The organism is Streptomyces sp. NPDC014801, assembly GCF_043082085.1.
In the GTDB taxonomy this organism is placed as follows: Bacteria; Actinomycetota; Actinomycetes; order Streptomycetales; family Streptomycetaceae; genus Streptomyces.
Window position 1 is genome coordinate 224,778 of record NZ_JBIBXG010000012.1, and the last position, 13,273, is coordinate 238,050.

12 protein-coding genes, 1 tRNA gene and 1 pseudogene are annotated in these 13,273 nt (G+C 66.5%); 10 read left to right on the forward strand and 4 right to left on the reverse strand.

Features of this window, described 5'->3' with window-relative positions:
- Window positions 1–340: 340 nt before the first annotated feature.
- Together ACF1AL_RS28820 and ACF1AL_RS28825 are read left to right on the forward strand one after the other, a co-directional pair.
- Entirely contained in the window at window positions 341–1,657 is a 1,317-nt protein-coding gene (locus ACF1AL_RS28820) for a M6 family metalloprotease domain-containing protein (RefSeq protein ID WP_391780697.1), read from the forward strand.
- A 215-nt stretch (window positions 1,658–1,872) separates the two neighbouring features.
- Entirely contained in the window at window positions 1,873–3,444 is a 1,572-nt protein-coding gene (locus ACF1AL_RS28825) for a helix-turn-helix domain-containing protein (protein ID WP_391828044.1), read from the forward strand.
- Window positions 3,445–3,459: 15 nt separating this feature from the next.
- Here the strand turns inward: ACF1AL_RS28825 and ACF1AL_RS28830 are convergent, their stop codons facing one another.
- A complete protein-coding gene (locus ACF1AL_RS28830) occupies window positions 3,460–3,738 on the reverse strand; it encodes a hypothetical protein (RefSeq protein ID WP_391780699.1) in 279 nt (92 codons plus the stop codon).
- A gap of 465 nt (window positions 3,739–4,203) precedes the next feature.
- Here ACF1AL_RS28830 and ACF1AL_RS28835 point away from each other — a divergent pair, with 465 nt between their 5' ends.
- The 3 genes from ACF1AL_RS28835 (at window position 4,204) to ACF1AL_RS28845 (ending at window position 4,983) form a co-directional block, all read left to right on the forward strand.
- Window positions 4,204–4,461: a GntR family transcriptional regulator gene (locus ACF1AL_RS28835; protein ID WP_391828046.1), complete on the forward strand. Its 258-nt coding sequence runs from the start codon at window positions 4,204–4,206 to the stop codon at window positions 4,459–4,461.
- 118 nt (window positions 4,462–4,579) lie between these two features.
- Window positions 4,580–4,828, forward strand: a complete 249-nt coding sequence (locus tag ACF1AL_RS28840) for a GntR family transcriptional regulator (protein ID WP_386912679.1) — start codon at window positions 4,580–4,582, stop codon at window positions 4,826–4,828.
- Between the two features lie 79 nt (window positions 4,829–4,907).
- Window positions 4,908–4,983 (forward strand) — tRNA-Arg (locus tag ACF1AL_RS28845).
- 20 nt (window positions 4,984–5,003) lie between these two features.
- Here the strand turns inward: ACF1AL_RS28845 and ACF1AL_RS28850 are convergent.
- A pseudogene (locus tag ACF1AL_RS28850) lies at window positions 5,004–5,198 on the reverse strand (hypothetical protein); the annotation flags it as partial.
- Window positions 5,199–5,361: 163 nt separating this feature from the next.
- Between ACF1AL_RS28850 and ACF1AL_RS28855 the strand changes: the two are divergent.
- The 4 genes from ACF1AL_RS28855 (at window position 5,362) to ACF1AL_RS28870 (ending at window position 10,239) form a co-directional block, all read left to right on the forward strand.
- Window positions 5,362–5,613, forward strand: coding sequence for a hypothetical protein (locus tag ACF1AL_RS28855; protein ID WP_384211638.1), 252 nt, complete (start codon window positions 5,362–5,364; stop codon window positions 5,611–5,613).
- Window positions 5,614–6,087: 474 nt separating this feature from the next.
- Window positions 6,088–9,186 (forward strand): NACHT domain-containing protein, encoded by a 3,099-nt coding sequence (locus ACF1AL_RS28860; protein WP_391828049.1) that lies wholly within the window; start codon window positions 6,088–6,090, stop codon window positions 9,184–9,186.
- 302 nt (window positions 9,187–9,488) lie between these two features.
- Window positions 9,489–9,686 carry a dehydrogenase gene (locus ACF1AL_RS28865; RefSeq protein ID WP_391828051.1) on the forward strand — a complete coding sequence of 66 codons (198 nt, stop codon included), beginning with the start codon at window positions 9,489–9,491 and terminating at the stop codon, window positions 9,684–9,686.
- A 331-nt stretch (window positions 9,687–10,017) separates the two neighbouring features.
- On the forward strand, window positions 10,018–10,239 hold the full coding sequence (locus ACF1AL_RS28870) for a hypothetical protein (RefSeq protein WP_366835567.1): 222 nt from the start codon (window positions 10,018–10,020) through the stop codon (window positions 10,237–10,239).
- Between the two features lie 598 nt (window positions 10,240–10,837).
- On the opposite strand, the gene ACF1AL_RS28875 is transcribed toward ACF1AL_RS28870, so the two are convergent.
- Both ACF1AL_RS28875 and ACF1AL_RS28880 read right to left on the reverse strand, forming a co-directional pair.
- Window positions 10,838–11,248, reverse strand: a complete 411-nt coding sequence (locus ACF1AL_RS28875) for a hypothetical protein (protein ID WP_391828053.1) — start codon at window positions 11,246–11,248, stop codon at window positions 10,838–10,840.
- A 439-nt stretch (window positions 11,249–11,687) separates the two neighbouring features.
- Window positions 11,688–12,107, reverse strand: coding sequence for a hypothetical protein (locus ACF1AL_RS28880; protein WP_391828055.1), 420 nt, complete (start codon window positions 12,105–12,107; stop codon window positions 11,688–11,690).
- Window positions 12,108–12,227: 120 nt separating this feature from the next.
- Here ACF1AL_RS28880 and sigJ point away from each other — a divergent pair, with 120 nt between their 5' ends.
- A complete protein-coding gene (gene sigJ / locus ACF1AL_RS28885) occupies window positions 12,228–13,184 on the forward strand; it encodes an RNA polymerase sigma factor SigJ (RefSeq protein ID WP_391828057.1) in 957 nt (318 codons plus the stop codon).
- Window positions 13,185–13,273: the final 89 nt, after the last annotated feature.

Here is a 13,273-nt window from a genome sequence, read left to right on the forward strand (position 1 = left end):
TGACCTGGGTCACACATGCCTCAGGCTGCTCGCGGCTCCCACCCGACTACTCACCGCCACCTGCGATCGGCCACTCCCCCATCAACCCCCGATCGGCCACTCCCCCGCAACTCCCGACCGGCTACCGGCCACTGTCTGCGAACCGCCGACCGGCTACCGGCCACTGTCTGCGAACCGCCGATCGGCTACCGGCTACTGCCTGCACCCCCGATCGACTACCGGCTACTGCGTGCAACCCCCCGATCGGCCCGCTTCAGCGAGCGTGGGCCGCGGCCGCGACTCAGGGTGATCGCATGGGTGCAGCCGGGAACCGGGGGCTGCCTGGAGCGAAGGGCCCTGCATGCAGCCGCAGCGATCCCGGACGGGAGACCACCGCCGGATACGCCCGCGCCGCGTGGCCGCCCTCGCCTCCGTGACGCTGCTGACCCTCGCCGTCAGCACCTCGGCCGGCACCGGGCACCTGCTGCCGGGAGCCAGCCCGGCCGGGGCGGGCCCCGTCGCGGCGCTGTCCCGTTCCACCACCCTGGGCCCCTGCATGATCAGCGGCGGCCCGGCCGTCCAGATGTCCGAGGGCGTCCCCACCCCCGGCGGCTACGCGCACTCCACCGGCAGGGTCCGCGCGCTCACCCTGATGATCGACTTCCCGGACGCACGCGGCCAGGGCAAGGCCATGGACCGCTTCCACGAGTTCTTCCCGCAGACCCAGCGCTGGTTCCGCACCAGCTCCTACGGCCGCCTCGACTACGAGCCGGCCACCCCGATCGAGGGCTGGCTGCGCATGCCGAAGACCTTCAAGGCGTACGGCATAGAGCGCGGCGCCCCCTTCGACCCGGGCTACCGCGAACTGGTCCAGGACATCGTGGCCACCGCCGACGGACGGGTGGACTTCCGCGACTACGACCTGCTCAACGTGCTGGTCACGCCGAACGCGGGCCCCTCCGCGCTGGACACCGTGCTGTCGGTGACGTTCGCCGGCAACGCCGAGGCCCCGGTGGCCGACGGCGTCCCGGTCGCCAACGCCTCCTTCGTCTACTCCCGCCAGGACGACGGCTCCGGCTCCTACGCCCGCACCGGCTACCGCGTCCTGCCGCACGAGAACGGCCACGTCTTCGGGCTGCCCGACCTCTACACCGCGGACGGTGGGGGCGCGGTCGGCCACTGGGACATCATGAGCGAGGACTGGGGCGCCAACAACGACCTGCTCGGCTGGCACAAGTGGAAGCTCGGCTGGCTGGACGCCGCCCAGATCCGCTGCGCCGCCTCTCCCGGCACGGCCGAGTTCCCGCTGACCCCGCTGGCCCGGTCCGGCGGGCCCAAACTGGTCTTCGTCCCTCTGGACGGCCGTTCCGGATACGCGCTGGAACTGCGCACCCGGGAGGGCAACGACGAGGCGGTGTGCCGGCCGGGGGTGCTGATCTACCGGGTGGACGCCGACGTCGACACCGGCCTCGGCCCGGTCCGGGTGTACGACTCCCGGCGCGACAGCGGCGGCTGCACCCGCAGCCCGAACGTCCACGCCGAACTCTCCGACGCCACGTTCGTCCCCGGCCAGTCCTTCGAGGACACCCGCCACGGCATCCGCATCACGGTGACGGAACCGGACGACGAGAGCGGTGCGGGGGAGGACGGGGTGGTGGTGCGGGTCACGCGGAGGTAGGGCGCGGGGCGACGGCCGCCTGGTGTTCCAGGGGCCCCGGGTCAGGAGGCGCCCCGGTACCACCTGGTCCGCCCACGGACGTGGACGCCTTCCTACGCAGACGGCTTGCGGCGACCGACTCCGGTGATGCTCCGGATACGGTGTGAGCGAGATCCGCCCGCCGGCCCCCTCGTAGCCGCCGGCCCCGTCCCGTCAGCCCCGGAGAGCGCACGGTCATGCATCCGCCCGACGCCGCCCGCACCGCCCCGGGGGCCGCCGCGCCCCCGGAGGAGGCCGTCACGCCGCTGATCCGCGGGATCGCCGTACTGCACCGGCTGACGGAGGCGGGCGGCCGGCTCAGCCCGAGCGCGCTGGAGAAGGCGACGGGCCTGGCCCGCTCCACGGTGGACCGGATCACCTCCACGCTGGCCCGCATGGGATACGTCCGCCTCGACGGCCGCGACGCGGTCCTCACCCCGCGCGTGATGGAACTGGGCAACGCCTACCTGGCGGCCCTGCGCCTGCCCTCGCTGCTGTCGGCGCGGGCGGACGAACTGGCCGACGCACTGGACGAGTCGGTGTCGCTGGCCGTCGCCGACCGGGACGGCATCCGTTTCATCCACCAGGCGACCCGCCGCCGCGCGATGTCGCTGAGCTTCCGCATCGGCGACCTGCTCCCCGCCGAACGCACCGCGCCCGGCCCGCTCTTCGCCACCGAGTGGACCGAGGCGGACTGGCGCCGCTGGCGCGAACGCCGGGCGGCGGACCCGCAGGACCGCGCCTTCACGGCTGTACCGCCGCGTGAACGTCCGTATTCGGACGAGGAGTTCGTGCGGCGCAGCCGGGAAGCGGCGCGGGAGGGCTGGGCCGTCGACGACCAGCTGATCGAACCGGGCCTGGTGGCGGTCTCGGTGCCGGTACGGGACCCAGGGACCGGCCGCGTGGAGTGCGTGGCGAGCGTGGTGAGCCACACGAGCAGGCATCCGGCCGACGACCTGGCGGCCACGCTGCTGCCCCGCCTGCGGGAGGCGGTGGCAGAGATGGAGGAGGCCCTGCGCACGGCCCCCACGCCCGACCCGGTCCTCCCGGGCAGCGGCCTCGCCACCTGGACGGCGGCGACGAAACACGAACTGGGCCGCGACTTCGTCGAATCCCTGGCAAGGGGCCTGACGGTCCTGACGGCGTTCAGCGAGGGCAGGGACCGGCTGACCCTCACCGAGGTGGCAAAGGCGACGGGCCTGGCGAGGGCGACGGCCCGCAGGGCGCTGATCACGTACGAGCACCTGGGCCTGGTGGAAGTGGTCGACGGGGTGTTCTCCCTGACCCCCAGGGTCCTGTCCCTGGGCTTCCCGTCCCTGTCCCGCACGACCCTCCCCGAGATCGCGACACCCCACCTGGAGGAGCTGACCGCCCGCATCCAGGAGTCGACGGCGCTGGCGGTCCGCGCGCCGTCCCCCGGGGAGATCGTGTACGTCGCGCGGGCCACGCACCACCGCGTGATGAGCGCGACCATCCCCCTGGGCCGCCCGCTCCCGTCGGCGGAGACCTCGGCGGGCCGCGCGCTGCTCGCCGCGGCCCCCCACGCCCTCCTCGACGCGGAACTGGAAGCGGGCCTGCGCACCCTGTCCGTCCCGCTCTATGACGCCCGCGGCGAGGTCATCGCAGCCCTGACGACGGCCACGCACGCGGCCCGCCGCACCAGAGAAGAGTGCGAGGAAACCCTCCTCCCAGAACTCCTCACCACGGCAGCCACCATCGAAGCAGACCTGCACACGGCGGCCCGCTTCACGAGGGTGCCGCTGACGTGACGGAGGGGCGTCAGGTCAGTCCTCCGACACCCCGCTGGTCATGCGCTCGGCCATGACATCGACGCATTCCTCAAGCGCCGCATGCAAAGGCCGTACGAACGCGGCGAGTTCGATGTCCGAGGCGCGCCCCTCCTCCAAGACAGCCCCGACGACGGCGACGAGGACTGCGGCCGTCTCAAGGGCATACCGATCGGCCAGGGCCTCCAGAAACCCACCGGATTCCGCGACGACGAAGGCCTCCTTCCCGGTGGCCGGGTCGACACCGAGGCTGCGGGGACGTGACGAGGCACTCATACGGCGACCTCCCGGGGGAGGTAGTCCTGCCCGAGCGTGGCCAGCACGGCGGCCCGCCGCCGCTCTCGCTGAACCCACCACCGCTCCTGCGCTTCCCGCTCCCGCTCAGCGAGAACGACGTAGGGCCGCACGAGCGGCAGCCCGTCGGCGAGGACGACGTCGAGGGGCGGCCGCGCCGGCCGGGGAGGTACGGCCCGAACGGAAGGAAGGCCCGGATGCCTTCCGCGGCTCGGCACCCCAGGCCCAGCACGATGAAGCCCGCGGGAAGGCAGCAGTAACTGCAAAAGGGCGGCCAGTAGGCTGCGCATAGGTCGACTCCTGGTCAGTCGGCTGAGCCCCGGCATGGAAGCTCTCACCCTTCCGGCCGGGGCGTTTCTGTCCGCCGCATAGTATCGCCTTGTATCGATACGTAGCGAGACGTATCCCAAAGAGCATGCTCCTCTGAGCTTGCCTAGCGTCGTTCTCATGAACCCTGACGCTGAGATCGATCACGGCGCGCCGCTCACCCCGTACCGGCAGCTGGCGGAGATCCTGCGTGCGCAGATCCGACGCGGCGACTGGCAGCCGGGACGCATGCTGCCCAGCGAGGCCCAGCTCGTACAGCGCTACGGCATCGCCCGGACGACCGTCCGCCGAGGCCTCGGCCTTCTGGCCGACGAGGGCTGGGTGTACGCGGTCCCCCAGCGGGGCTGGTTCGTCTCCGACCCACTGCCGGCGGACTGAGAGCTGCTATGCCCCGCTCCTCTGTCACCTGAGGCGCACGCGATGGACCGACCCGAGCGCGTGCCTGATCGTGACAATCAGGGGCGCGTCGCGGCCCGGTACGCCACGCTGGCCAGTCATGGAACTGGATCGCACCCGCCCCCTCTGGCGACAGATCGCAGCGGAGATCATCCGCCGCATCAAGGACGGCACGTATCCCCCGGGCAGCCGCGTGCCGTCCACACTGGAGATCGCCCAAGAGTTCGGCGTCGTGAACGCCACGGCGGCCAAGGCCATGCGCCACGTGCGGGAACAGGGCTGGACCCGAGGCGAGGTGGGCCTCGGCACGTTCGTCGCCGACCGACTGCCCGAGGACCCGTCCGCCTGAAGGCAGAGGACTTGCTCCCTCCCCCCAGCAGCCGCATCCGCTACCCTGTCATGTGCCAGCCGGACATCCGGCGGTGCACGCCTTCGTAGCTCAGGGGATAGAGCACCGCTCTCCTAAAGCGGGTGTCGCAGGTTCGAATCCTGCCGGGGGCACCAGCCAAAAGGCCTCGGACCAATCATGGTCCGGGGCCTTTGACATCTACTTCTGACATCCACGGGGCGTCACTGACGACCCCGCGACGCCTCCTGAGCAGCCGGTCCATGTGGCTCATGGCCTCGCGCTGCGTGGCCTGGACGACGTAGGTGTACGCGTCCATGATGATGCTCATCTGGGAGTCGCCCAGGATCTCCATCACGATGCGGGGCGCGACCGGTCCAAGTGACGCGGGTGCCGGCGTGTGTGACTGACAGCTCACCGAACAGAGCTCCCGCCTGCGCCTACGAGTTCAAACCCAGACCCAGGGTGCCCCCTCCCAGCTGACACCGAAGGCCTGCTCTCGTACGTGAAGCCGGGCCTCAGTCATGCTCGGCGGCATGAGCGCCTACAGCAGCGACCTGGACCTGAACGTCACCGACGCCACCGGCAACGGCGTCGAGGTGGACGTGGCAACGAACCTTCTCAACGGCACAGTCCGCTTGTCCGTGCTGTGGACCCAGGAGATCTACCTGCGCCCCGACGACGCCGAACGGGTAGCCCAGTCACTGCTACGAGCTGCCGAACACGGCCGGCGCATCGCGGAAGCCCGCAAGCCGGAGACTGATCAAAGCACCAGCCCCAACGACTGAGTTACAACTTTCTCTACTGGTTCAAGCTGGCTCGCTCCGCTCACCGCGCGCGGCCCGGCCCCCGGCCGGGCCTGCGCTCCTGTCTCCGCCCCGCTCCAGCCCGGCCGGCGCCCGCACCGCGCGCACAGCAATCAGCCACCTGACGTCACAGAAGGGGTCCGTCGTGGCTGGGGCCGGTCGGCTCCACGGCTTTAGCCACCTCCCCGGTCCGGGTCCCGCGTCGAGCAAGACCAGGGGGCCACTCGTGCACATTGCGGTCAGGCCCAAAGCCTGCCCGAGTTGCCAACCAGCGTACGGCCCCCTGATCATGCTCGACCCCAGACCGGGCAGGCCACCGGCCAAACCCGTTCCACCGACCTACAGGTATGAACTGCGTGCTGCGGTGTGGGCTCACTTCCCGTGTTTGCCATACGCCGTCCTCCCCGCTCGGGCAGACTGAACCTGCGTTACTAATCTGGCGAGGTAGGAGCCTGCATGTCGGACCGTCAGGAGAGAATCGTTGTCAGCGTTCTTGAGTCCGATAAGAACAAAAAGGGGGACCTCTTCGGAAGGGCAGTGCAAGATCTCTTCCATGCGCTTGGATACGAGGACTTCCATCTGAATGTCCACAAGGCAGGAAGAGAAATCGACATCAAAGGAAGGCATCGGACTGAGTCACGCGTTCTCATCGCCGAGTGCAAGGCCACCAAGAGCCCGACTGGTGGCAGTGACATAAATAAGTTCGCCGGCGCAGTCCAAGTTGAGCGCTCCAAGGTCGGCGACTTGGCAATTGTGCCGTACTTCGTTTCGCTTGGTGGATTTACCGCACCGGCGCGCGAACAAGAAGAAGATGCGGGAAAGCGCTTGGTATTGCTTGACGCCCCGAAGATTGTGGACGAGCTGGTCAGAGGGCGCGTTATCGTAAGCCGAGAAAAGGCGGCCACTGTGGCAGCGACATGTCAGGGTCTGCCGGACCGCGCAATCTTGGGCCAACGCTGTTCTCTACTTGTTCACGAAATCGGTTGGATCTGGGCATTCTACTTCAAAGTCGGAGCCCGTTATGCTTTCTACACCCTAGTCCATGCCGACGGATACGGACTAGACGACGATCTCGCTTCCACCATTACCGCATCCGACGCCGATTCAGCTAAGGTTCTCGCTGGACTCAAGTATGTAGCGCCAATCGATGTTCCTGATTCTACGCTAAAGCGGGACCAAGCAACATCTTCATACTTCGACTATTTGGAACGTGAATGTGGGGGAATCACTCTAGAAGGACTGCCTGCCGACCAGGAAGTCGGAGCTAAGACCATCCGCCTTGAGTCTATTTATGTTCCGCTACACCTATCAGCCATTCCCAAGAGCGACAAAAACGAAGCAGAGAAGGGGAGTGCTCTATCGACGACTAAGTCAACTACTCCCAGAATTACAGTAAGCGAGGTGTTGGCATCTCACAAACATGTGGCAGTGCTAGGAGCCCCTGGAGCCGGAAAGACGACGCTCCTCAAGCGTCTTGCCGTTGCTTATGCTGCTACCGAGCGCCGTGACGAAGTGGGAGATGAGCTCCCTGCAGCTGAGTGGTTCCCTCTATTCATCCGCTGTCGCCAACTGGGCAGCCAAGTAAGAAATCCCGTCACGGAGCTTATCCAAGAACTTCCCCGCTTTGCCGAATTGCCGCATCTTAGGGAAGCATTTTCTCGGCGCGCCTCGGATGCGCTCAAGCAGGGTGAAGCTATCCTGCTCGTAGACGGGTTGGACGAAATCAGCGATCCTGGAGATCGCGCGGCTTTCGCAGCACAACTGCGCACTTTTATAGGCACTTATCCAGCCGTGCGTGTGGTAATTACGTGCCGTGAAGCCGGCTTCCGGGCGGTTTCTGGTGCAATGTCATCAGTCTGCTCCCTTTTCCGGATTTCCGATCTTTCGGTACAGGACGTCTTCACGCTATGTCGCGCATGGCAGCATGAAGTGGTTGGAGGTACTACAGAAGCAGCAAACAAGATCGCTCAATCGATTGTCAGCCAACCAAGAGTTCGCGACTTGGCGATCAACCCACTCCTTCTGACAACCCTCCTGCTTGTTCAACGATGGCTGGGTGAGTTGCCGCCAAAGAGGAGTGTCCTCTACGACAAGGCAATCGAAGTTCTGCTGATGACCTGGAACACAGAAGGTCATACGCCCATCGATCAAGATGAAGCCCTCCCTCAGCTCGCGTATGCAGCCTTTTCGATGATGACATCGAAGCGGCAGAGTATCAGCGCGAAGGGGCTCAGGGACCTATTCGAAAAGTCCCGTATCCAAATGCCCGAAGTGCTGGGGTATGCTCGAATGTCATCGAGTGAACTAATCGAAAGAGTGGAGGATCGGAGTAGCCTGCTAGTACAGAGTGGCCATGTCATTGAGGATGGCCAGCTACGCCCACTCTACGAATTCAAGCACCTGACATTTCAAGAATACCTTGCGGCCCGGGCCTGTGTGGAGTCATGGAATCCACGGCGCAATGAAACAGAGGACTACACAGAGGTCCTCTCACCATATCTAGAAGATGAATCCTGGTCTGAGGTAATTCCACTCGCTACGGTCCTGTCGGGTAGTCGTGGCGCCAAGCGCATGATTGATCTGCTCATTCATACGATTGACAGTCCGACGGCGTCCGAAAGTTCTTCGCAAGATGAAGATGAGTCGCTGGTTCATCAAACCCTGCTCCAGTGCTTGGTTGATGAAGTGCAAATTTCTCCCCAACAAGTTCGCCAGGCCATTGACTGCTTGATCCGCACGGCTGAAGCGAGTGATGCGGTCGTGATCGAGGAGATTCACCAATCGCGGTTCTCATCTGAGATCCCTGACGTCGCATGGTCCGGTTACGTGGCGCAGAACAAGTACCTCTTGAACTATGCGTCGGCGATCGCCAACCTAGCCCATTTGACAATCCTGAAGGAGGAAGGTTTCGCGCAGAAGGTTTCACAGCTGCTGGACTCTGAATCCGACCGGGACGTAGTGAATGGCCTCGCCTGTGTAATGCTGCTGTGCTACTCACGCGCACAACACGAAGATAGGCCGGAAGGGGAAAATGCGGATGATGTCCCTGATATCATCCGCGAGGAGATGATCCCTCCGATTTCGGTGATCGCTGAATATAAGTCTCTAACACTGGCCGCACTTAAACGCTATGACCTCACCCGTCAGGTCTACGTAATGGCTTACTGGGCGCTTGCCTGGATGGGCGAGCAAGTTCCGTGGTCGGATAATGAGCTCCAATTCACATTGTCCGGATGTCTCGATGTGTGGCGCAATAGCGAGATTGAAGAAGCAAAAAGGGTTGCAGCGTGGTGCATCTGGCGACTTCCTTTTGCTTCGACAAGGGAAGTGATCAAACTGCAGCAAGATGAGAAGCTGAGAGAATTCTTGTCAGCCGAATCGCGTAAGAATGCTAAACGTAATTTTGCGCGGGATTTTGGGCGGGCTGCTCAGATCATCGCTTACTATGCGCACTTGAACGTGCCTTACGACGAGAAGCGGTCACAGCTGAACGAGTCGAAGTCGTCATCTAAGCTGTGGGAAGCGAAACTGGAGAGGTTGCGACGGGCGGACTAAGGCTTGCCCCGCAGTGATCAACTAAAGATTTCCTCCCGGAGACGCCCACCTGGGCAGGAGCAAGCACTCAGCCAGATCGCCACCGTCTCAGTTTCCGTCTCATCCAGTCTGGTTCACAGTCGTTCAGCGGAGAGCAGAGGTGCGCGATGAGTGCCTAACTGCGTGACAACGCCGACGTACGTCGGCGGACGAGCGCGGACGTCGGCGGACCATCGGCGCAGGTGGACGGCACACCAGGCCAAGGTCAGGCGCCCGCCCAAGTTGCTTCGGGACGAAGCGGTCGCTCCGTTAGGGTGCGCTGCATGACCGACGCCCCGGACTGTCCCGAGTGCAGCCAGCCCATGAAGTTCGGCGGCTTCGTCCTCGTCGATCGGGAGGACGATGGCCGGCGGACCTGCCAGGCGCTGTGGAGGTGTACCGGTTGGCATGTCTGGTGGCGCTGGGCCGACCGTCCGGAGGAGCCGTTGGAGACTTGCCCGATGCCCGAGCTGTTCCGCTGACATCCAACGCTGACATCAACGACCCCGGACGGCGGCAGCACACAGCAGCCACGTACGGCACCAGTTCATGAGGCGAGCCGCGACCAGGCCGAGGGGGGATCGAACTCCTAAAGCGGGTGTCGCAGGTTCGATCCTGCTGGGGGCACAGAGAAAAGGTCCAGCTCAGGAAGGTTTCCCTCCGCAGCTGGTCCTTTTCCGTTTCCGGCACCGCGCCACACGCATTCCACGGCATCCGCCTCCCCGCCGTGGCCGGGCCATCCGCACCCGGTGTGTCCAACCCGACGTGGACGGCCGCTGCGCAGGGGGCACCCGCGGGCGCATACTAGGGGCAATGACAAAGCCTCCTGCACTGAAGCGTCATTTGCCCACCAGCCCCTTCAAGGCCCGGGTCACGCCGACTCCCCAGCACTTCGCGGTCGGCGACCAGGTGACGCACGACATGTACGGCCTCGGCCGGGTGATCGGCGTCGAGGACGGGATCGCGGCACTCGTGGATTTCGGCTCGACGCAGGAGCGGATCCTGAGTCCGTACGCCAAGATGACCAAGTTGTAGGACCTCCGTGTCCACTGAAGGAACGCCAGGTCCCACGAGGGTCTGTAGCGCAAAGGGAGCCGTCTCATCGACCTGACCTCGCTTTTCTCCGCTCCGGAAGGGGCGCCTCGCAGCTCTGCCACCGCATCGCCGCCTCCGGCGACGGATCCCTTCCAGGCTCCGGACTTCGGGGAGGACCAGGCAGATTCGACAGCCGGCCACGACCCTTCCGCTTCCGGATCTCCCCAGGGCCACGGAACAGCGGGCTTCTGACATCCACGCAACGCGGGTGCCGCTGGTTCGGATCCGACCGCGGGCACCCATACAGAAGGGGGTCGCCTCCGACATTCGGAGGCGACCCCCTTCTGCCATCGGGCGGCACGCCCCACCTGGGCGCCAGAGGGCCACGTCTGCCGCTCGCTGGAGGTCGACGAGGTGCGTTCAGGCAGACGGTGCGTTCCTCGCCATTCCTCTTACCTGCGTCCCCCAAGGCCCCCCGGCCTAGGCTCCCGCTGCCGCGCATGCCCCGACCATCCCTACGCCCATCGCTACGACTGCCAGAGCACAGCCGCGGTGCCCTGACGAGCGGCATGTCAGACGCTATGCCCCGTTTGGTTGATCAGGCGGGGATCCAGGCGGGCCACTGGGGTGGGACGTTGGTCGCTGGGCAGAGGCCGGAGTCGCCGGGGTAGCCGTCCAGTGTTCCTCGGGTCGCGAAGAGCCACCAGGCCAGGCCGGCCGTCGCGGCAACCACCAGCAGCGGCGGTAGTGACATGCGGACCGTCGCTGGTGCGGCATGCACCAACCGGTGGGCGATGGCCCTTGCTGCGAGTCCTACGAATGCTTCGATGATTACGACCAGAGGGAGCAGGATGTTGAGTTCGAAGCGTCCCCCGGCGTCGTAGCCCGCGTCGCAGTACGCGCGTGCCCAGACCGTCAGAGACCAGGCGACGCAGCCCATCGCGGCGCCGAACAACGCGGAGGCTGCCCAGGGGAGGCAGGAGTCGGCCGGTGGCTTGGCTTTGTTCACGTCAGGGCACGACAGCGTACGCACGCTGCGTGGTTCCTGCGGTGGCTGATGGGTGTCTGCGAACGCAGGCCGCCGCTGACCTTGATCTCCTCCTATGCGGGTGACAGAGTCCCGGGGCGGTCGGCGAGCGGCCGGTCCTGGGGAGGGTGTGATGGGTGGGGGAATTCTTGTGCTGGTGATCGGGGTCGCGGGGGCGGCCTGGGGAGCCAGGTTTCTCTTCGATGTGGGCGGGGCCACGGGCAAGGTTGTCGAGCGGGCCGTTACCGGTGCCCGCACGTTGGATCTCCGGCTCACGGAACCGTCGCGGTTCGGCTCGTGGGCGGCATCGTCTTCCTCGGCGGGTTGTTCCTCCTCTTCGTCGGGCTTGCTCTGACACTCCCGGGGTGATCTGAGCACTCCTCCTGTCCGGTTCGTGGCCGGATGCCGGTCCACTGTCCGGCTACCTTCGTGAGCTCGATGCCTCCGGCGCGCCCTGGGCGTCCCGCGCGCCGTCGTCCCGGTTCGCCGTCAGCTCTTGTGCCAGTGCCAGGCAGCTCAGGGCGAACATCGAGACGCCCAGGGGGACGTGGAGCGACGGGACGTGGGCTATGCCCAGGATTACCTGGAGGGAGGCCAAGGTCAGGAACAGGGACGCGTGGAGGATCGGGCGGGCGGAGGCTCCGCCGGGGCGCCACGCCAGGATCGCCGCCAGGACGTAGAGCATCGTCGCGCCGTACATCACCCGTGCGCCTACGCTGTGCAGGGTTTCGGTGGAAGGGGACGACAGGAGCAGGCCCGCTGTTGCCGCCTGGAAGAAGATGGCCAGGGTTTGTGCCGCCAGCGCCAGGCGCAGGAACGTGCGGGTGCGGTGCGTGGGCATGGTGGGGGTTCCCTTCTGCCTTGCCGTGGTACGTCGGTGGGTTGTCAGTCCTTCGACGGCGTAGGGCAGGGGATTGTCAGGTCGGTTCCAGGAGAAGCCGCTTGACCTGGGCTTCGGTTGATGGGGGGAAGCGGCGTGGGGGACGTCGACTCGGTCGTCGGGGAGCGGCGGCAGTTGACCAATCTGGCGTATCGGCTGCTCGGTTCGCTCGCCGAGGCCGAGGACGCCGTGCAGGAGACCTACGCCCGCTGGTACGCCATGACTCCGGCGCGGCGTGCGGCCGTCGTGTCGCCCGGGGCCTGGCTGACGACCGTGGCCGGGCGCATCTGCCTCGATCTGCTCACCTCGGCGCGGGTACGGCGTGAGCGGTACGTCGGTGAGTGGCTGCCGGAGCCCTTGCCGGACCGTTCCGAGTGGGTGGCGGGGCGGGAGCAGGGCGAGCCGGACGATCCCGCCGACCGGATCACCCTCGACGAGTCGGTCGGCATGGCCTTCCTCGTCGTGCTGGAGTCGATGACGCCCGCCGAGCGGGTCGCCTTCGTGCTGCACGACGTCTTCCGGTACCCGTTCGCCGAGGTCGCCGACGTCGTCGGACGTACCCCCGCGGCCTGCCGGCAACTGGCCTCCTCCGCCCGTCGGCGCGTCCGCGCGGCGCGGGCTCCGGTGGCCGCCACCGCCGGGCAGGCCGCCGTGGTACGGGACTTCAAGGAGGCGTGGGAGGCCAAGGACATCGCGGCCCTCGTCGGTCTCCTCGATCCCGGTGCCGCGATGACCGCCGACGGAGGCGGGCTGGCCGGTGCCGCCCTCCGGCCGGTGGAGGGCGGCGAGCGCATCGCCCGGTTCCTCGTGCACTTCGCCGAACGGGCGCCCGGGCTGACGCTCCTGGAGCGGAGCGTCAACGGCCTGCCCGGCCTGGTCGCCCGACACGACGGCGTCACCGTGACCGTGGCCGCGTTCGAGCTCGCCGCGGACCGGATCGTGCGGATCTGGGTCGTCCGCAATCCGGAGAAGCTGCGCGCCTGGAACGCGCCGACGGCGTCGGCCGGTTGGGCCCCGTCCTCCGTCCCGGCCCCGTGACGTCGATCGGTTCTTCGTCCCTCCCGGCCCCGTGACGTCGGTCGTTCGTCCTCCGTGCCGGCCCCGTCCGTTCCGGCTCCCTTACGTCA